The following is an 18,138-nucleotide window of genomic DNA, read 5'->3' as shown; positions in this document are numbered from 1 at the left end:
AAAGTACCATTGCTTATAAGAATGTCCAGTAGAGATACCTCTACGGTAGTAAAGTTTCGAGGTAAAACATTGCAAATATTTTTAGTAGGCGGGGCTGTTCGCGATCAACTGCTCGATATTAATAGTTATGACAAAGATTGGGTCGTTGTAGGCAGCACCCCTGAGAAAATGTTGCAACTTGGGTTCACTGCGGTTGGCAAAGACTTCCCTGTATTCTTGCACCCAAAAACCAAGCAAGAACATGCCCTCGCTCGAACTGAGCGCAAGTCAGGCTCTGGCTATACTGGTTTTGAATGTCACTTTGCTCCAGACGTCACTCTTGAAGAAGACTTGATGCGACGAGACCTTACCATCAATGCCATCGCTCAAGATGACTCAGGTAAGCTATTCGACCCATACAATGGCCAAAAGGATCTCAATGATCGTGTCCTACGTCATGTATCAGACGCCTTTATTGAAGACCCACTCCGTGTTCTACGCGTAGCCCGTTTTGCAGCCAAACTAAAACACCTAGGGTTTACTGTCGCGCCAGAAACCATGACGCTCATGTCTGAAATAGTAAACTCGGGAGAACTCTCTCACCTGACGGCAGAAAGAGTGTGGCAAGAGTGGCATAAATCTCTGAGTACTTTGAACCCTGAAGTGTTTATCTCCACTCTTCATGAGTGCGGTGCGCTTGAGGTGGTTTTACCCGAATTAGCGGCTCTATTTGGTGTACCCCAGCCAGAAAAATGGCATCCGGAAGTTGATACCGGGATCCACACCTTGATGGTTGCTCAACAAGCAGCACTGCTGAGTGATTCTTTACCTGTACGTTTTGCAGCACAAGTTCATGACTTAGGCAAAGGCGTCACACCACCATCGGAATGGCCTAGCCATAAATTGCATTGTCAGACAGGCATAAAGATCATAAAAGCGCTGTGTGAACGTGTACGAGTTCCGAATGAGTTCAAGGAACTCGCACTATTAGTTTGCGAGCAACACAGTAACATCCATCGTGCGAATGAACTCAAATCAGCAACTTACTTGAAAGTGCTCAATAAACTGGATGTTTGGCGAAAACCTGAACGGTTACATGACGTACTGCTGTGCTGCCAGGCAGATCACGCCGGACGTAAAGGACTTGAATCAGCCCCTTACCCGCAAAAACCAATGTTCGAAGAGTGCTATCAAGCTGCGTTATCTATTGAAGTGAAAGATATTTTAGCTGATGGATTCAAAGGTAAAGATATTCGAGATGAGCAAGATAAACGTCGCGTAGGTGCGATCGAATTAGTATTGACCTCAATTCGTCATTAAATGATATGACGCTCAAGTGAGCAATTTTTTAAGCATCAATAAAAAGCCCGTTTGGTGTGAACCAAACGGGCTTTTCGTTTCTAATGTCTGACTATCATCAGCCAATTTATCTGCTTCTCAGGTGCTACTGCATTAAAAGAAAGGCAAACAAACCGAACCCGAGGATCAAGCGATAGATCACAAATGGCGTCATACCCATTCGAGAAATTAGCTTCAAGAAGAAATAAATACAAATGTAAGCACTAATAAACGAAGTCACCACACCTGTCAGCAACACACCAACATGAATAGGATCGCCGCTGGTCACCAACTTCAATCCAAGGTAACCACCTGCTAAAGCTATAATGGGAATCGACATTAAGAATGAGAAACGAGCGGCAGCTTCACGAGTAAAACCTAAATACAGCGCTGCAGTGATCGTGGCACCTGAACGAGAAGTACCAGGGATCATTGCCATTGCTTGCGCAACACCAATAAATAAGGCTTTTTTCCACCCAGTTTGGTATTCGTCGTCTTTTAATGCTGAGTTCTTATCAACCCACCACAATAACAAACCAAAAATAATGGTGGTGGTTGCAATAACCCACGCACTTCGTAAGTACAGTTCGATGAAATCTTTCATCAGCAAGCCAAATACACAGGCAGGGATCGTAGCAAGGATGATCATCCAAGCTAGTTTCGCTTCTTTACTTCGCTCGCCCTTAAAAATAGAGCCAAAGAAAGCGCTCAACAACGAAACAACTTCTTGCCTGAAATAAATAATGACCGCGGCCAAAGTACCTACGTGTACCGCTACGTCGAAAGCTAAGCCCTGGTCTTCCCATCCAAGAACAGCAGAAGGCAGGATCAAGTGTGCTGAACTTGAGATAGGCAAAAACTCAGTAAACCCTTGCACTAACGCCAAGATAAACGCTTCAAAATAACTCATTACTTACCTTAAAATTATAGTTGTAATTCAACGACCGAGAGCGATTCTAACCGCTCCATCTTGTGCCATATTTCCCTGACGGTGCGTCCATCTTGTGGGATAACAAGATCAGGGCAAAGGTCATAAAGAGGTTGAGTTACAAAAGGAAACTTAAAAATATCACTGCGAGGAAGCTCAGGGCTCTTATCCGAGACAATGTTCCCAAACAGCACAATATCAAGATCCAAAGTACGATCCTCAAGTTTATGTGCGTTTTCCGAGCGCCCCCACTTAAACTCTATTGTACGGAGCCGTTGTGAAAATTCAGTCAATGGCAGATCCGTTACTAACTCGACGACGAAGTTATAAAATGGGTGGCTATCAAAACCAACTGGATCGCAATGATAAATCTTCGAACATCTTAAGTTAGAGCCACAAGTCAGTAACTCTTCCCATGCAGCTCTAGCGTGCTTATCACGTTCTATGTTGGTACCTACACCAACATAGACGGTGTTCATGCGTTGCCTCTTTCGATTACAACACCAACGGCTTTCGCCTGAGGAACGGCACCAGGTTTCGCTAAACGGATCTTAATCCAAGGTACCGAGAACTCTGCCATGATCAGTTCTGCAACTTCTTCTGCAACACGTTCAACCAATAAGAACCGACCATTCTGAATATGGTTTAAAACTAAAGTGCTAACTTTCGAGTAATCCAAAGCATCAACAACATCATCACTTTTTCCTGCTGGGCGATTGTCATGCGCCATCTCGATATCCAAAACAAGCTTTTGCTTAATCTCTTGTTCCCAATCGTAAACGCCGATAGTTGTGATTACTTCTAGCTGCTCAATGAAAACTTTATCCAGTGCCATGACTTGTCCTTATTAGAGGTCGGATACCCAAAGAGGGGAAAAAAACGTATTATTTTCAAAATTCGGGATATGATATCAATTACTCTCGGATAGAGCATTATTTTCCCACCGTTAAGGCTTAGTAAGCGTTTAAGGACAAACATGACCCCTTTAGCACTAATTATGATTATTGTGGCCTATTTATTAGGTTCAATCTCTAGTGCTGTCTTGATCTGCCGTATTGCTAAATTGCCAGATCCTCGCTCAGTGGGTTCAAATAACCCAGGAGCGACTAATGTATTACGTATTGGCGGAAAATATGCAGCAGCTTCAGTTCTGTTGTGTGACATGCTTAAAGGGACGATCCCAGTCTGGCTAGGTTACTTGTTAGGAATAGACTCAGTTATTTTAGGTGTGATAGCTATAGCAGCTTGCCTAGGACATATGTACCCGCTGTTTTTTCATTTTAAGGGTGGGAAAGGAGTCGCGACAGCGCTTGGAGCCATAGCTCCGATTGGATTAGACCTAACAGGCATGATAATGGCTACTTGGCTTTGCGTGGCGTTTTTGTTTCGTTATTCATCTCTGGCGGCCATTATTACAGTATTGATAGCCCCGTTTTATACTTGGATGGTAAAGCCTCAATACACCTTACCTGTCGCTATGCTGTGCTGCCTGATTGTCTTACGTCACCACCAGAATATTCGTCGATTATTAGATGGTAGTGAACCTAAAATCGGTGAAAAGAAGTCCGCTTAAAATCTCCTTAGACCTTACGTCTAGCTCTTACACATAGCTCTAACGAAAAACAGAATCACTTAAAACAAACTTCTTTCACACCTTTTCTCTTGTTTAACTAGCCGTAAACCCTCTCTAAGAAGCGACTCAGCATAGAGTTCACAAACTCTGGCTGTTCTAAGTTACTAATATGCCCAGCTTTAGGGATCTGCACTAATTCACTGCCTGTAATACAATCATGCATCAAGTATGACTCTAGCACCGGCCTTGGCTTATCTTCTTGGCCAGCAGCCACTAATACTGGTAATGCAAACTGTTCTACAGTCTCAATCAGGTCACGACGACCAAACACCATACGTCCAATACGAGCAACTTCAGAAGCCTGTTCACCTTTTATCTCGTTCAAGTGACGAGTAAAGCTAGCAACTAGCTCAGGAGATTCATCTACGGCATTATTAGCAAAGAAAAGCGGAACAACAGCTTCTACAATAGGCTGTGGGACATGCTGTACGTTGTTAATGGTATCTAACATTCCGAAATATTTTACGTGAGCAACTTCTGGCTCAAGGCCTACAAAGGTATCCATTAACACCAATGATTTAACTCGACCTGGTGCCAGTGCAGCCACTTCAGTCCCCCACATACCACCAACTGACAAACCTATGATTGAAAACTCATCAATATTCAAATGGTCCATCAAAGCGAGGATGTGCTCTGCATAATCTTTTAAATTACGCATTGCTGCCGGAGCAAAATCAGACTGACCATGAGCCCATAAATCAGGAACGATACAGCGATACGACTGACTCAAGTGCTCAATTTGTGGAAGCCACATTTTGCTGTCCCACAAGTAACTATGGCCTAAAACCAGTACAGGGCCTTCACCTTGGTCAAGGTAAGTCATGGTTTGGTTATCTACAGTAAACTTATTCATTTTCTTCCCTAATGTCTTTCGACATGCAAAACATTGACGACATACAAAAACGGCCGCAACCAAGCGACCGTTTATCGATATTCTATTAATTAGTCAGCAATTGGCTCTAATTGGTCAATCGGCCAACGCGGTGTTGCATGTACAGCCAAATCAGCCGTTTCACCATTTTTCAAACGCTGCATACCAGCATAAGCGATCATGGCACCGTTATCAGTACAGAACTCAGTACGTGGGTAATAAACCTCACCACCAATTTTCTTCGCTAAAGCTTCAAGCTCCACACGCAGTTGTTTGTTGGCACTAACACCACCCGCAATTACGATACGCTTCATACCCGTTTGTGCCAATGCACGCTTACACTTAATTACAAGAGTGCCACAAACCGCCTCTTGGAATGCGTATGCGATATCAGCACGAGTTTGGTCATCATTGTCGTTGTCACGAATAGTGTTCGCAGCAAACGTTTTTAAACCAGAAAAGCTCATATCTAAACCAGGGCGGTCTGTCATTGGGCGTGGGAATTTAAAACGACCAGGTGTGCCTTTTTCTGCTAAACGAGAAAGTAATGGACCACCAGGATAATCTAGTCCCATTAACTTAGCGGTTTTATCAAATGCTTCACCAGCTGCATCATCAATTGACTCACCAAGGATCTTGTATTCACCAATACCTTTTACTTCCACCATCATTGTATGTCCGCCAGAAACCAGCAGAGCTACAAATGGGAAAGGCGGTGGGTTATCTTCAAGCATTGGTGCTAAAAGGTGACCTTCCATATGGTGAACTGGCACGGCAGGTACTCCCCACGCGTAGGCAACGCTACGACCAATTGTTGCACCAACAAGCAATGCACCTACTAGACCTGGGCCTGCGGTGTAAGCCACACCATCAATGTCTTTTGATGTTAAGTTAGCTTCAGCCAGTGCCGCTTTAATCAACGGAATAGTTTTCTTTACATGGTCACGCGATGCTAGCTCAGGAACCACACCACCGTAGTCGGCGTGCAGTTTTACTTGGCTATAAAGCTGATGAGAAAGTAAGCCCTTCTCATCATCATAAATCGCGATTCCTGTTTCATCACAAGAAGTTTCAATACCAATAATGCGCATAATTTTCTCGGCACGCTTTCATTTAAAATGGGAAATTGGCGCAATATTACCTCGCCTTAGCTTCTCAAACAAATATTGTACAGACTATAATCGACAAAGTGCTTTACAAAGCCACTGTGATCGGATTAAAATTCCGCACCATTTTTGATCAAGCTGGTTAGAGACCAAACTTAAACGAGAGTTATCTTATTAGGTAACTTTTCTGATTTGGTCATCAGTAATCAGCGATAATGAATAACCCCTGAGGTGAAAGGCATATGCCAATAGTTAAAGTACGTGAAAACGAACCGTTCGACGTTGCACTACGTCGTTTCAAGCGCTCTTGTGAAAAAGCAGGTATCCTTTCTGAAGTGCGTCGTCGTGAGCATTACGAAAAGCCAACTACAGTTCGCAAACGCGCTAAAGCAGCAGCTCAAAAGCGTCACGCTAAGAAGCTAGCTCGCGAAAACGCACGTCGCGTTCGCCTGTACTAATAACTTAATCCATAAGGACTGAGTTATGGCTCTGATTGAACAACTCAAAGAAGAGCAAAAATTAGCGATGAAAGCCAAGGACAAACCGCGCCTTGGCACTATTCGTTTAGCCCTTTCAGCAATCAAGCAACGTGAAGTCGACGAGAAGATCACTCTTAACGATGACGACATTCTTGCTGTGCTGGTAAAAATGGTTAAACAACGTCGCGATTCTGTTGCTCAATATGAAGCTGCTAATCGTCAAGATCTAGCAGATGTGGAAAAGACAGAAATTACTGTACTTGAAGGCTTTATGCCTCAACCGCTAACTGATGAAGAAGTTGTTGCTCTACTTGATAGCGCAATTGCAGAAGCTCAACCAGCGGGCATGCAAGACATGGGTAAAGTAATGGCTATCTTGAAACCACAAATTCAAGGGCGTGCAGATATGGGTAAAGTTAGTGGTTTAGTTCGTTCTAAACTCGCTTAACCCCATAAAAGTTGCTACAAGCCGTGCAATCCTTTGGAACGCACGGCTTGTTTGTATCTGCAGCTTATCCATTTTATTATCACCACCAGTTAGTGCATTTTTCTTAAGGTTTTATGGCCGGACACATCCCTCGTAGTTTCATTGATGATCTCCTAGCGCGTCTTGACATTGTCGACATCGTTGACGCACGTGTGAAACTTAAGAAAAAAGGCAAAAACTACGGCGCTTGTTGCCCTTTCCACAACGAAAAAACGCCCTCTTTCAGTGTGAGTCAAGAAAAGCAGTTTTATCACTGCTTTGGCTGTGGCGTTCATGGTAATGCCATCGACTTCATGATGGAGTTCGAACGTTTAGAGTTTGTGGAAGCAATTGAAGAGCTGGCCTCTTTTCTTGGCTTAGATGTTCCTCGCGAACAACGCAGCGGTGAGATATCAACAGCTCCAAGAGCCAACACAGAACAAAAGCGCAACCTTTACGACCTTATGGGCGGCATCAGTCAGTTTTACCGCTCTCAGCTAAAACTGTCAGCCAATAAGCCAGCAATTGAATACCTTAAAAACCGTGGTTTATCAGGTGAAGTCGTTCAAAAGTTTGGTATCGGCTTTGTGGCCGATGAATGGGATTTAGTTCGCAAGAACTTTGGCCAACAGAAAGAAGCCCAAGACATGCTCGTCACTGGCGGTATGCTGATAGAGAACGACAAAGGCAATCGCTATGATCGCTTTCGCGGTCGAGTCATGTTCCCGATTCGCGATCGWCGTGGCCGCGTTATTGGTTTTGGCGGGCGARTATTAGGTGAAGGTACACCTAAATACCTAAACTCACCTGAAACACCAATATTCCATAAAGGTAAAGAGCTATACGGCCTTTATGAGGTAATGCAAGCGTACCGTGAACCACCACAAATATTAGTGGTTGAAGGTTACATGGATGTGGTTGCCCTAGCGCAATATGGCGTCGATTATTCAGTGGCTTCACTAGGTACGTCTACAACAGGCGATCACGTTCAACTGCTGTTTCGCCAAACCAACACTGTTGTATGTTGTTACGATGGTGACCGAGCTGGTAAAGAAGCCGCTTGGCGAGCATTAGAAAACTCATTAGAGTATTTAAAAACAGGTAACACGTTAAAGTTCTTGTTCTTACCTGATGGCGAAGACCCAGATAGCTATATCCGTGAAAACGGAAAAGATGCTTTTGAGCGACTAGTACAAAATGCGACCCCGTTATCAACTTACTTGTTTGAAAACCTCATTGAACTACATCAGCTAAACTTGGGTACTAACGAAGGTAAGTCTGCATTGCGTGCTCATGCAAGCAGCATGATAAATAAAATTCCAGACAGCTATTTTCAAGAATTGCTCGAAAAGTTGTTGGATGAAAGAACCGGATTTGATAATCAATTAAGGCGAGCAAGAGTTCATACAAATAACTCGCAACCTCAGCCACATAAAGAGCTTAAGCGCACACCGATGCGTGAAGTTATTGCTTTGCTTATCCAAAATCCAAGCTATGCTGATATGGTACCGGATATTTCAAGTGTGAGAGAACTCACTCTTCCTGGACTAAGTTTATTAGTTGAGGTCCTTGAAAAATGCCGGGAGCATCCCCATATCAACACAGGCCAATTATTAGAGCATTGGCGAAATAGCAAAAATGAGGCACTTCTGTCTCGTCTCGCGAGTTGGGAAATCCCCCTTGATGAAGACAATCAAGAAGATATATTTTTAGACTCATTGGACAATATCCTTGCCCAATGCGTAGAAAAACAAATTGAAAACCTGCAAGCTAAAGCAAGAAGTATCGGCTTATCAGCCGACGAAAAAAGGGAGCTGCTAGCCTTAATGCTAGATTTAAAAGCGTAACCCTGTTCTTTAGCCTGCAATAAGTTAATTTGTTAGAATTTATGGTTTGCATTAATAGTGCAACGTCCTTCACCAGACCTGAAGTTGGATATCATCTATGGATCAAAATCCGCAGTCACAGCTAAAATTACTTGTTATTAAAGGCAAGGAACAAGGCTATCTGACCTACGCCGAAGTAAACGACCACCTACCTGCAGAAATCGTGGATTCTGAACAGGTAGAAGACATCATTCAAATGATCAACGACATGGGTATCAAAGTAGTAGAAACTGCACCAGATGCTGATGATCTTGCATTGAACGATGACGATGCCAATATAGATGAAGATGCAGCTGAAGCTGCTGCTGCTGCGCTTTCAAGCGTAGAAAGCGAGATCGGCCGTACTACTGACCCAGTTCGCATGTACATGCGTGAGATGGGTACAGTTGAGCTACTGACTCGTGAAGGCGAAATCGACATTGCGAAACGTATTGAAGATGGTATCAATACGGTTCAATTATCTGTTGCTGAATACCCGGGTACAATTCCATACATCTTGGAACAGTTTGACCGTGTTCAAGCAGAAGAAATTCGTTTAACAGACCTTATCAATGGCTTTGTTGACCCAGACGACGATGGCACAGCTGCGCCAACGGCGACTCACATCGGTTCAGAACTTGCTGAAACTGATTTGGAAGACGAAGACAAAGAAAACGCAGAAAAAGAAGACGAAGAAGACGAGGAAGAAGAAGACACAGGTATTGATCCTGAGCTTGCTCTTGAGAAGTTCACTGCACTTCGTAACAGCTACCAAAATCGTCAACTAGCGATCAACGAGTACGGCCCAGAAAGCCCGAAAGCCGTTATTGCAACAACAATGATGCAAGACGTATTCAAAGAATTCCGTCTTACACCAAAGCAGTTTGATCACCTAGTAAACGAACTTCGTACTTCTATGGATCGTGTACGTACTCAAGAGCGCCTAATCATGCGCCAAACTGTTGAGTACGGCAAAATGCCGAAGAAATCTTTCATCGCCCTATTCACAGGCAACGAATCTAGCGAAGCATGGTTAGATGAAGTTCTAGCTTCAGACAAACCATACGCAGAAAAAATCAAACGAAATGAACACGACATTCGTCGTTCAATTCAAAAACTAGACATCATTGAGCGCGAAACGTCACTTACGGTTCAAAGCATCAAAGATATCAGCCGTCGTATGTCTATCGGTGAAGCGAAAGCTCGTCGTGCGAAGAAAGAGATGGTTGAAGCGAACTTACGTCTAGTAATCTCGATTGCTAAGAAGTACACAAACCGTGGTCTACAATTCCTGGATCTAATCCAAGAAGGTAACATCGGTCTGATGAAAGCTGTAGATAAGTTTGAATACCGTCGTGGTTACAAATTCTCTACTTACGCTACTTGGTGGATCCGTCAAGCAATCACTCGTTCGATTGCCGACCAAGCTCGTACTATCCGTATTCCGGTTCACATGATCGAAACGATCAACAAACTAAACCGTATCTCTCGTCAAATGCTACAAGAGATGGGTCGTGAACCACTTCCGGAAGAACTGGCTGAGCGCATGCAAATGCCTGAAGACAAGATCCGTAAAGTGCTGAAAATCGCTAAAGAGCCAATCTCAATGGAGACACCAATCGGTGACGACGAAGATTCGCACCTAGGTGATTTCATCGAGGATACGACTCTAGAACTGCCTTTAGACTCTGCAACGGCAACAAGCCTACGCGGGGCAACTAAAGACGTTCTTGCTGGCTTAACTCCTCGTGAAGCTAAAGTACTGCGTATGCGTTTTGGTATCGACATGAACACTGACCACACTCTAGAAGAAGTTGGTAAGCAGTTTGACGTTACTCGTGAGCGTATCCGTCAGATCGAAGCTAAAGCACTACGTAAACTTCGTCACCCAAGTCGCTCAGAAACTCTGCGCAGCTTCCTAGACGAGTAATCACACGTATTTGTGATTAGCTTTTAAGCATAAAATAGAAAAGGTGAGCTATGGCTCACCTTTTTTGTATCTACTTGATTTAAGTGGCTAAGAACTGAGCACAATCACCCGTAAAAGCCCTAGATAGGCGCTAGACACCAGTAACAGCATCCCCTATAATCTATCCCCTATCGGCCCCTTAGCTCAGTGGTTAGAGCGCACGACTCATAATCGTTCGGTCCCCAGTTCAAATCTGGGAGGGGCCACCAAATTAAAAAAGCCAGAACAGTTAATACTGCTCTGGCTTTTTGCTTTCTAAAAGCTAAGTATCTAAGTTGGTACAATCAACAGCCAATTCCTACATTACCTTACAGCAGATAAAACAACGGGAGCACAAGGCTCCCGTCTATTCCAGTCAGCAAAACAAAGGTGGTATCGACTTTATAATTAGTTGATTACCCGCACTTCTAAAGTTAGCAGTTTCATACAATGTTTGATTTAAAATTTGTATAACTTGTGAGCGATAAATTATTTAGCTTTATGAATAAAAGCAATATTACATTATTCACTAACTCCAATAGCCTTATCGGAATCACATCACCTGCTTAATTACATTCCTGGCTTACTCTACCGTTACGGCTTTTGCTAAATTACGAGGTTGATCTACATCAGTCCCTTTGATTAAGGCAACATGGTACGAAAGCAGCTGCATTGGTACTGTGTAGTAAATTGATGCTGTCACTTCGCTTACGTGAGGCATCTTAATGATCTTCATGTTTTCATCACTTTCAAAGCCAGCGTCTTCATCAGCGAATACATACAGTAGACCACCACGAGCACGCACTTCTTCGACATTAGATTTCAATTTCTCAAGTAGCTCGTTACTTGGGGCAATAACGACAACTGGCATATCCGCATCAATCAGTGCCAATGGACCATGCTTAAGCTCACCAGCGGCGTATGCCTCTGCATGAATGTAAGATATCTCTTTAAGCTTAAGAGATGCTTCCATCGCGATAGGGTAAAACTCACCACGTCCTAAAAATAGTGTGTGGTGTTTATCAGCAAAGTCAGGTGCCAGTGCTTCTATCTCTTTATCAAATGCTAGGGCTTTCTCGATATCAGCAGGCAGATCATGAAGAGCTTGAACGATCTCAGCTTCTTTCTCTTCATTTACACGCCCTTGAAGGCGGCCAATTGAAGTCACCATCATTAACATAGCGGCTAGTTGAGTAGTGAACGCTTTAGTTGATGCAACACCGATTTCAGTACCAGCACGAGTCATAAAGGCAAAATCGGACTCACGAACAAGAGAAGAACCAGCGACGTTACAAATTGTCATAGCAGACATGTAACCTTTTTCTTTTGCTAAGCGAAGTGCTGCAAGCGTATCCGCGGTTTCACCTGACTGAGATAAAGTAACCAATAAGCTATTAGGGCGTACTACAAAATCGCGGTAGCGGAATTCAGAAGCAATTTCGACATCACAACTTACACCAGCCAGCGATTCGAACCAGTAGCGCGCAGCCATACCTGAATTGTAAGATGTACCACATGCGATGATTTGAACATGTTCGACTTTTTTCAAAATATCTTCTGCATTAACACCAATAGCATTAGTGATCACAGAAGTATCAGAGATTCGACCTTCCATTGTGTTGATCAACGCTGTTGGCTGCTCAAAAATCTCTTTTTGCATAAAGTGACGGTATTCACCTTTATCACCAGCATCATGTTCAGCATTCGATTCAACAACTTCACGCTCAACACGCTCGCCTCGTACATCAAAAACAGAAACTTCACGGCGTGTCACTTCAGCGACATCACCCTCTTCTAGGTACATGAAACGGCGAGTTACGCTAAGTAGCGCCAACTGGTCAGAAGCTAGGAAGTTTTCACCAACACCAAAACCAATCACAATTGGGCTGCCTGAACGCGCAACAACAACGCGACTAGGATCTTTACGATCAACAACGACCGTACCATAAGCACCATCAAGCTGTTTTGCCGTCTTTTGCAGTGCTTCAACCAGCGAAGAAGATGTACGTAATTCCCACTCAACTAAATGAGCGATCACTTCAGTATCAGTTTGAGAAGTGAATGTGTACCCACGTTCTTGTAGTAAAGAACGTAGCGATTCATGGTTTTCGATAATGCCATTATGCACAACCGCAATATCACCAGACATATGTGGGTGAGCATTAGCTTCTGAGGGTTCACCATGTGTAGCCCAACGAGTGTGAGCGATACCAGTACCGCCGATAACCTGTTCCTGTTCAACCGCTTCAGCCAATTCGTTTACTTTACCCAGGCGTCTTACTCGCGTTAGGTTTTTATCAGAATCAACAATGGCAACGCCCGCAGAGTCATAACCGCGATACTCAAGTCGACGTAAACCTTCTACTAAAATTTCTGCTACATCACGCTGTGCTACTGCACCAACAATTCCACACATGTTTTTACCCCTATTATAATTTTTAAATTCCTACTGGCTGCAAGCAAAGCCATTTCAACGTCAAGTTAAGTATAGGATTCTTATTTCATATCTATTGATTAATGATCACTCGTACATCGTGTGATTCTATGATTGATATTGTTTCTTGGTCTAAGTCACCGTCAGTGATCAAGACATCTATATCTTTCCAGCCCAATTCTAAGTTTGGAATTCTACGACCAATTTTTTCTGATTCGACCATAACAATGACTTCTCTCGAGACTTCTGCCATGACCTTGCTCAGTCCAACTAATTCATTGAATGTTGTTGTCCCACGCTCTAAATCAATACCGTCAGCACCGATAAACAACTGATCAAAATCGTAAGCACGTAACACCGACTCAGCAACTTGACCTTGGAATGATTCTGAATGCGTGTCCCAAGTGCCGCCTGTCATTAATAATGTCGGTTCACTTTCAAGCTCGTTAAGCGCGTTAGCTACATGCAGTGAATTCGTCATAACAACCAAGCCATTCTTATGATTAAGTTGTCGAATTAAGGCTCCAGTTGTACTTCCGCTATCAATAACAATGCGATTATGGTCGCGGATTAGTGAAGCGGCAGCTGTAGCTAGTGATACCTTTCGATTCGAAACCTTATAACTCAACTCATCACTAACAACTTCTTTAGGTAGCGCAATTGCTCCACCATAGCGGCGCAAAAGTTGACCATTTTTCTCTAACGAAGCAAGATCCTTTCTAATCGTGACCTCAGAGGTTTCAAACTTTACGGATAACTCTTCAACACTTACCTCGCCTTTTTCATTTACGAGAACAGATATTGAGTGCCTTCTTAGTTGCGTGTTTCGTTTCGACATTAATTAAAGACCATAAGGTTTCGATTTGAAAGTTATTATAATCAAGATGAAACTATAGCGTCCATTTATTTCGATCTAAAAAATTAATAATTAGCACCAAAACCTTGTCCTAAGACAATTGTTAAGCAGTGATATTGAAGTCATTAGGTGGTAGAATCCGCACCCGAAAAGAAAAAAAATTACGAAATTACCCGTTATTTTTTGGTCACTTTCACCTGATATGGTGGAGTAAGTCACAAAAAACTGACGTTAATTGAAATTGAGTTGGTCATAAAATGACTAAACTTGATGAGCGAATTACAACTCTGAAGAGAAACGAAGTAACGTTATCTTGAACAACAGGCACAAAATGTTGCTCGATAAACGTAGCCCCTTCAGTACACAGACAAATTTCAAATTGTAACAATACTTACCGGAGAGTATCTTCCATGAAAAAGACCAAAATCGTATGTACGATTGGCCCTAAAACTGAATCTGTAGAGAAACTAACTGAACTTGTGAACGCAGGCATGAACGTAATGCGCCTGAACTTCTCTCACGGTGACTTCGCAGAGCACGGCACTCGTATCGCGAACTTCCGTAAAGTAATGGAAAATGCAGGTAAGCAACTAGCTATCCTACTTGATACTAAAGGTCCTGAGATCCGTACTATCAAGCTTGAAGGCGGTAACGACGTAGATCTAGTTGCTGGTCAAGAGTTCACTTTCACAACTGATATCGCAGTTGTAGGTAACAAAGACGTTGTAGCAGTAACTTACGCTGGCTTCGCTAAAGACCTTTCTGCTGGTAACACAATCCTAGTAGATGACGGCCTAATTGAAATGGAAGTTATCTCAACTACTGAAACTGAAGTTAAGTGTAAAGTTCTTAACAACGGTGCTCTAGGCGAAAACAAAGGTGTTAACCTTCCTGGCGTTTCAGTTCAACTTCCAGCTCTTTCAGAAAAAGATAAAGCTGACCTTAAGTTTGGTTGTGAGCAAGGCGTTGATTTCGTAGCTGCATCTTTCATCCGTAAAGGCGCAGACGTAAAAGAAATCCGTGAAATCCTTAACGCTAACGGCGGCAACGACATTCACATCATTTCTAAAATCGAAAACCAAGAAGGCGTTGATAACTTCGACGAAATTCTTGAGCTTTCTGACGGCATCATGGTTGCTCGTGGCGATCTAGGTGTTGAGATCCCAGCTGAAGAAGTAATCTTTGCTCAGAAGATGATGATCGAGAAGTGTAACCGTGCACGTAAGACAGTTATCACAGCAACTCAAATGCTTGATTCTATGATCAGCAACCCACGTCCAACTCGTGCAGAAGCGGGTGACGTTGCAAACGCAATCATGGATGGTACTGATGCTGTAATGCTTTCTGGCGAAACAGCTAAAGGTAAGTACCCAGTTGAAGCTGTGACTATCATGGCTCAAATCGCTAACCGTACTGACAGCGCACTTAAAGCTGAACTAGGTTCTCGCCTAGACAGCCCACGCCTACGTATTACTGAAGCAGTATGTAAAGGTGCAGTAGACACAGCTGAGAAGCTAGCTGCTCCACTTATCATTGTTGCAACTGAAGGCGGCAAATCAGCTCGCTCTGTACGTAAGTACTTCCCAACTGCAAACATCGTTGCTCTAACGACAAACCCTAAGACTGCTGCACAGCTAGTTCTTACTAAAGGTGTTCGTCCAGTTCTTGTTGATTCAATCGACAGCACTGATGAGTTCTACAAAAACGGTAAAGAATACGTTCTTAACGCTGATTTTGGTAAGAAAGGCGACATCGTAGTTATGGTATCTGGTGCTCTAGTAGCTTCAGGCACAACTAACACGGCATCTGTTCACGTTCTATAATGAAGTGAATACATTTGCATAAACTATAAAAGAGGGCTTAGGCCCTCTTTTTTTTATGAAACAAAACTTGCCTCCCTATTCAGTACGCTGTATTATTCACCTCATTAAGCATTCCGTACCGTTAATTCTACCCATTATTTTAGAGTTAACTGTTACCAACTAAGTTACATGAGGATATTCAGTGTCTAGTCCAACTTTAACCGACAAAGTATCAAAGATGATTCGCCAAGACATTCTTAACGGCGATTTACGTCCAGGTCAAAAATTGGTAGTCGCAGACCTTAAGGACAAGTACCAAGTTGGTGCATCCCCAATTCGTGAAGCACTCGTTCAACTTTCTTGGAGCAAGTATGTAAAGCTTGAGCCACAAAAAGGCTGCTGGGTTGCTCCTGTTTCGAAAGAAGAGCTGAACGACCTATATGAAAGCTTGCGTGTTGTTTCTTCTGTATTGCTAAAGAAAGCGATTGCCACTGGTGATGAAAGCTGGGAACTGGAAGTTCTAACTTCATACCACAAGCTATCACGCACTCAGAACGTTGCTGGCGAGTTTGACTACAATGAGTGGGAAGAACGTCATCAACAGTTCCATGTTGCACTTCTTGAAGGTTCAGAATCTAAAAACATGTTTGAGTTTTTTAGCGACTTGATTAACCAAGTGAAGCGCTACCGCTACCTTGCTCTTTCGTCTGACTCAATTTCAAATGACCTATTCAACATAGATGAACATGAAATGATCATGAAACTTGTTCTAGCAAAGAACCCTGAACAAGCAGCTGAATTGCTTGACCAACATTTACTTGGTTCAATGAAGCGCATTGAAGAAGTGATTGAAGCTGCATAACAAGCGAGTTATTGAAGCTGAAAAATACAAAAAAACGGAGCTCATTGCTCCGTTTTTTTATTTCTGACACTGCCTTTCAGAACCTGTACGTTCACTACCAGCCGAAAAATTCTTTGTGGTGTGTATTCAATAGCACGACCAATAACAAGAAATAAATCGCACTTAGCTGAAAGCCAAGTATGGCTAAGCAGCCAATCGTTATTCTTACTAAAAAACCTACGAACATAAGCGCCTCACCCATGAGACTGCATAGCTTTCCGTCCGCTAACTTTCTATGCAAAGCAGCTGTGGGTTTAGGTAAACCCTTTACGTAACTGACAATAAAACAGTGGCATTGTTTGACGAGTTATTTAAGCGCGAGCTATACAGTTCCTAACAATATCTATCATCAGTTGCACTCATACAGCAGAAAATAGCTCAACCGACGATCTATTTTGAGTGTAGTTCAATTTAAAAGGCGCATTAGACTTTAGTCTAACCTTGTAGGAAGTGTGACAATCAGTTCTGAACTTAAAATCAGAGCAATAATTCACTAATTATCTGATTAAATGAGAATTAGAACCTAAGCAATATCGTCATTACTTGAGCATAAAGAAACTTTATCACGCCCAGAAGATTTCGACTCATAAAGAGCAATATCCGCACATTTATATGAGCGAGTACTATTGTCTGAAAGATCGGTCACGCCGACACTAATAGTCACAGGCGTTCCTTTTGAGGTACCAATAAAAGTTCTAAGACGATTGAGTACGATTTCGGCCTCACTCAAAGGCGTATGTGGCATTAATATCGCGAACTCTTCACCGCCAACTCTCGAAACCATATCCGTAGATCTTAAAGAGTGCTCTAAAGCTTGAGCAACCGCTTTAATGACTCGGTCACCTTCATCATGTCCTAGCTCATCATTAATTCGTTTAAAATGGTCAATATCAATGAGCGCAAGACACGTATCATGGCTATTCGGGTAACGCTGCTGAATTTGAGTATAATTTTCCAATTGCTCTTCGAACTTTCTACGGTTCCAAAGTTGGGTTAGCGGATCGCGCTCACTAAGGTGACGCAATTGATTTTCGAGCTCTTTACGCTCGGTTATATCCACAATAGAGCTAATGTAATAACTCACTTTACCGACAGAGTTCTTCATTGCATGAATTCTCATAAGCACGGTCAAAGGCATACCTAACTTGGTTTTACAGGCAACCTCACCTTCCCAAACATCTTCGCCAGCAAGATGAGACCAAATGCTCATCATCGAGTTCAATTCGTCTTTATCATTAAACAGCATTTTTAGTGAGTTTTTGCCCTCGACTTGTTTAATGCTATAGCCTGTCATACTTTCGAATTTGTTGTTTATCATGATAGTGCGGTGTGCTTTATCTGAAATCACGACCGCTGACATACCATTCAAGGCTGCGCGTGCCAGTTTGCTCTCCATACTTCTTCGGCGGTAATGAATCACCAACAACGCAGACGGCAAGGCAAATATTAGTACGATAAAAGAAACTATGAGCGCCTCTTGCCCGAGGTCATTCAAATCACGTTCAGCTCGTAAGAGTAACTGTTTATTATTC

16 protein-coding genes and 1 tRNA gene are annotated in these 18,138 nt (G+C 42.9%); 9 read left to right on the top strand and 8 right to left on the bottom strand.

Going from position 1 to position 18,138, the window contains the following annotated elements:
* Positions 1 to 21: 21 nt before the first annotated feature.
* Positions 22 to 1,299, top strand: coding sequence for a multifunctional CCA addition/repair protein (locus L4C33_RS04725; protein ID WP_428811299.1), 1,278 nt, complete (start codon positions 22 to 24; stop codon positions 1,297 to 1,299).
* Positions 1,300 to 1,423: 124 nt separating this feature from the next.
* On the opposite strand, the gene L4C33_RS04720 is transcribed toward L4C33_RS04725, so the two are convergent.
* From L4C33_RS04720 to folB, 3 genes are read right to left on the bottom strand one after another with little or no spacing between them, the layout of a single operon-like run.
* The gene (locus L4C33_RS04720) at positions 1,424 to 2,227 is read right to left on the bottom strand and encodes an undecaprenyl-diphosphate phosphatase (RefSeq protein WP_428811298.1); all 804 of its coding nucleotides are present in this window, start codon (positions 2,225 to 2,227) and stop codon (positions 1,424 to 1,426) included.
* A 14-nt stretch (positions 2,228 to 2,241) separates the two neighbouring features.
* Complete coding sequence (gene folK, locus L4C33_RS04715) at positions 2,242 to 2,724, bottom strand: 2-amino-4-hydroxy-6-hydroxymethyldihydropteridine diphosphokinase (protein ID WP_428811297.1); 483 nt, start codon at positions 2,722 to 2,724, stop codon at positions 2,242 to 2,244.
* Positions 2,721 to 3,080 (bottom strand): dihydroneopterin aldolase, encoded by a 360-nt coding sequence (folB, locus tag L4C33_RS04710; RefSeq protein WP_428811296.1) that lies wholly within the window; start codon positions 3,078 to 3,080, stop codon positions 2,721 to 2,723. The genes folK and folB overlap by 4 nt, the downstream gene beginning before the upstream one ends.
* Positions 3,081 to 3,221: 141 nt before the next feature.
* Between folB and plsY the strand changes: the two genes are divergently transcribed.
* Positions 3,222 to 3,818, top strand: coding sequence for a glycerol-3-phosphate 1-O-acyltransferase PlsY (gene plsY / locus L4C33_RS04705; protein ID WP_428811295.1), 597 nt, complete (start codon positions 3,222 to 3,224; stop codon positions 3,816 to 3,818).
* A 97-nt stretch (positions 3,819 to 3,915) separates the two neighbouring features.
* On the opposite strand, the gene L4C33_RS04700 is transcribed toward plsY, so the two are convergent.
* Together L4C33_RS04700 and tsaD are read right to left on the bottom strand one after the other, a co-directional pair.
* The gene (locus tag L4C33_RS04700; RefSeq protein ID WP_428811294.1) at positions 3,916 to 4,731 is read right to left on the bottom strand and encodes an alpha/beta fold hydrolase; all 816 of its coding nucleotides are present in this window, start codon (positions 4,729 to 4,731) and stop codon (positions 3,916 to 3,918) included.
* 89 nt (positions 4,732 to 4,820) lie between these two features.
* The gene (tsaD, locus tag L4C33_RS04695; protein ID WP_428811293.1) at positions 4,821 to 5,840 is read right to left on the bottom strand and encodes a tRNA (adenosine(37)-N6)-threonylcarbamoyltransferase complex transferase subunit TsaD; all 1,020 of its coding nucleotides are present in this window, start codon (positions 5,838 to 5,840) and stop codon (positions 4,821 to 4,823) included.
* Between the two features lie 257 nt (positions 5,841 to 6,097).
* Here tsaD and rpsU point away from each other — a divergent pair, with 257 nt between their 5' ends.
* The 5 genes from rpsU (at position 6,098) to L4C33_RS04670 (ending at position 10,843) form a co-directional block, all read left to right on the top strand.
* Positions 6,098 to 6,313, top strand: coding sequence for a 30S ribosomal protein S21 (gene rpsU / locus L4C33_RS04690; protein ID WP_004396009.1), 216 nt, complete (start codon positions 6,098 to 6,100; stop codon positions 6,311 to 6,313).
* A gap of 25 nt (positions 6,314 to 6,338) precedes the next feature.
* Positions 6,339 to 6,782 carry a GatB/YqeY domain-containing protein gene (locus L4C33_RS04685; protein ID WP_428811292.1) on the top strand — a complete coding sequence of 148 codons (444 nt, stop codon included), beginning with the start codon at positions 6,339 to 6,341 and terminating at the stop codon, positions 6,780 to 6,782.
* A gap of 113 nt (positions 6,783 to 6,895) precedes the next feature.
* Positions 6,896 to 8,647 carry a DNA primase gene (gene dnaG / locus L4C33_RS04680; protein ID WP_428811291.1) on the top strand — a complete coding sequence of 584 codons (1,752 nt, stop codon included), beginning with the start codon at positions 6,896 to 6,898 and terminating at the stop codon, positions 8,645 to 8,647.
* Between the two features lie 97 nt (positions 8,648 to 8,744).
* On the top strand, positions 8,745 to 10,595 hold the full coding sequence (rpoD, locus tag L4C33_RS04675; protein ID WP_428811290.1) for an RNA polymerase sigma factor RpoD: 1,851 nt from the start codon (positions 8,745 to 8,747) through the stop codon (positions 10,593 to 10,595).
* Between the two features lie 172 nt (positions 10,596 to 10,767).
* Positions 10,768 to 10,843 (top strand) — tRNA-Ile (locus tag L4C33_RS04670).
* 353 nt (positions 10,844 to 11,196) lie between these two features.
* Here L4C33_RS04670 and glmS read toward each other — a convergent pair.
* Both glmS and L4C33_RS04660 read right to left on the bottom strand, forming a co-directional pair.
* Positions 11,197 to 13,029 carry a glutamine--fructose-6-phosphate transaminase (isomerizing) gene (gene glmS / locus L4C33_RS04665; protein ID WP_428811289.1) on the bottom strand — a complete coding sequence of 611 codons (1,833 nt, stop codon included), beginning with the start codon at positions 13,027 to 13,029 and terminating at the stop codon, positions 11,197 to 11,199.
* A gap of 91 nt (positions 13,030 to 13,120) precedes the next feature.
* Complete coding sequence (locus L4C33_RS04660) at positions 13,121 to 13,885, bottom strand: DeoR/GlpR family DNA-binding transcription regulator (RefSeq protein ID WP_428811288.1); 765 nt, start codon at positions 13,883 to 13,885, stop codon at positions 13,121 to 13,123.
* 428 nt (positions 13,886 to 14,313) lie between these two features.
* On the opposite strand from L4C33_RS04660, the gene pykF reads away from it, so the two are divergent.
* Both pykF and L4C33_RS04650 read left to right on the top strand, forming a co-directional pair.
* On the top strand, positions 14,314 to 15,726 hold the full coding sequence (gene pykF, locus L4C33_RS04655) for a pyruvate kinase PykF (RefSeq protein ID WP_428811287.1): 1,413 nt from the start codon (positions 14,314 to 14,316) through the stop codon (positions 15,724 to 15,726).
* 181 nt (positions 15,727 to 15,907) lie between these two features.
* Entirely contained in the window at positions 15,908 to 16,567 is a 660-nt protein-coding gene (locus L4C33_RS04650; protein WP_428811286.1) for a GntR family transcriptional regulator, read from the top strand.
* Positions 16,568 to 17,129: 562 nt separating this feature from the next.
* Here the strand turns inward: L4C33_RS04650 and L4C33_RS04645 are convergent.
* The coding region (locus L4C33_RS04645; protein ID WP_428811285.1) for a sensor domain-containing diguanylate cyclase at positions 17,130 to 18,138 on the bottom strand (1,009 nt) is incomplete at its 5' end.

The organism is Vibrio makurazakiensis (assembly GCF_050337375.1).
GTDB classification, from domain to species: domain Bacteria; phylum Pseudomonadota; class Gammaproteobacteria; order Enterobacterales; family Vibrionaceae; genus Vibrio; species Vibrio makurazakiensis.
Note: the sequence above shows the minus strand (reverse complement) of the source record. Positions and strands in the feature narration are given on the sequence as shown.

Coding starts and splice junctions, on each gene's coding strand:
- L4C33_RS04720 (WP_428811298.1), bottom strand. CDS start 2,227: ATGAGTTATTTTGAAGCGTTTATCTTGGCGTTAGTGCAAGGGTTTACT.
- folB (WP_428811296.1), bottom strand. CDS start 3,080: ATGGCACTGGATAAAGTTTTCATTGAGCAGCTAGAAGTAATCACAACT.
- tsaD (WP_428811293.1), bottom strand. CDS start 5,840: ATGCGCATTATTGGTATTGAAACTTCTTGTGATGAAACAGGAATCGCG.
- rpoD (WP_428811290.1), top strand. CDS start 8,745: ATGGATCAAAATCCGCAGTCACAGCTAAAATTACTTGTTATTAAAGGC.
- plsY (WP_428811295.1), top strand. CDS start 3,222: ATGACCCCTTTAGCACTAATTATGATTATTGTGGCCTATTTATTAGGT.
- L4C33_RS04660 (WP_428811288.1), bottom strand. CDS start 13,885: ATGTCGAAACGAAACACGCAACTAAGAAGGCACTCAATATCTGTTCTC.
- L4C33_RS04685 (WP_428811292.1), top strand. CDS start 6,339: ATGGCTCTGATTGAACAACTCAAAGAAGAGCAAAAATTAGCGATGAAA.
- glmS (WP_428811289.1), bottom strand. CDS start 13,029: ATGTGTGGAATTGTTGGTGCAGTAGCACAGCGTGATGTAGCAGAAATT.
- folK (WP_428811297.1), bottom strand. CDS start 2,724: ATGAACACCGTCTATGTTGGTGTAGGTACCAACATAGAACGTGATAAG.
- L4C33_RS04700 (WP_428811294.1), bottom strand. CDS start 4,731: ATGAATAAGTTTACTGTAGATAACCAAACCATGACTTACCTTGACCAA.
- rpsU (WP_004396009.1), top strand. CDS start 6,098: ATGCCAATAGTTAAAGTACGTGAAAACGAACCGTTCGACGTTGCACTA.
- pykF (WP_428811287.1), top strand. CDS start 14,314: ATGAAAAAGACCAAAATCGTATGTACGATTGGCCCTAAAACTGAATCT.
- L4C33_RS04725 (WP_428811299.1), top strand. CDS start 22: ATGTCCAGTAGAGATACCTCTACGGTAGTAAAGTTTCGAGGTAAAACA.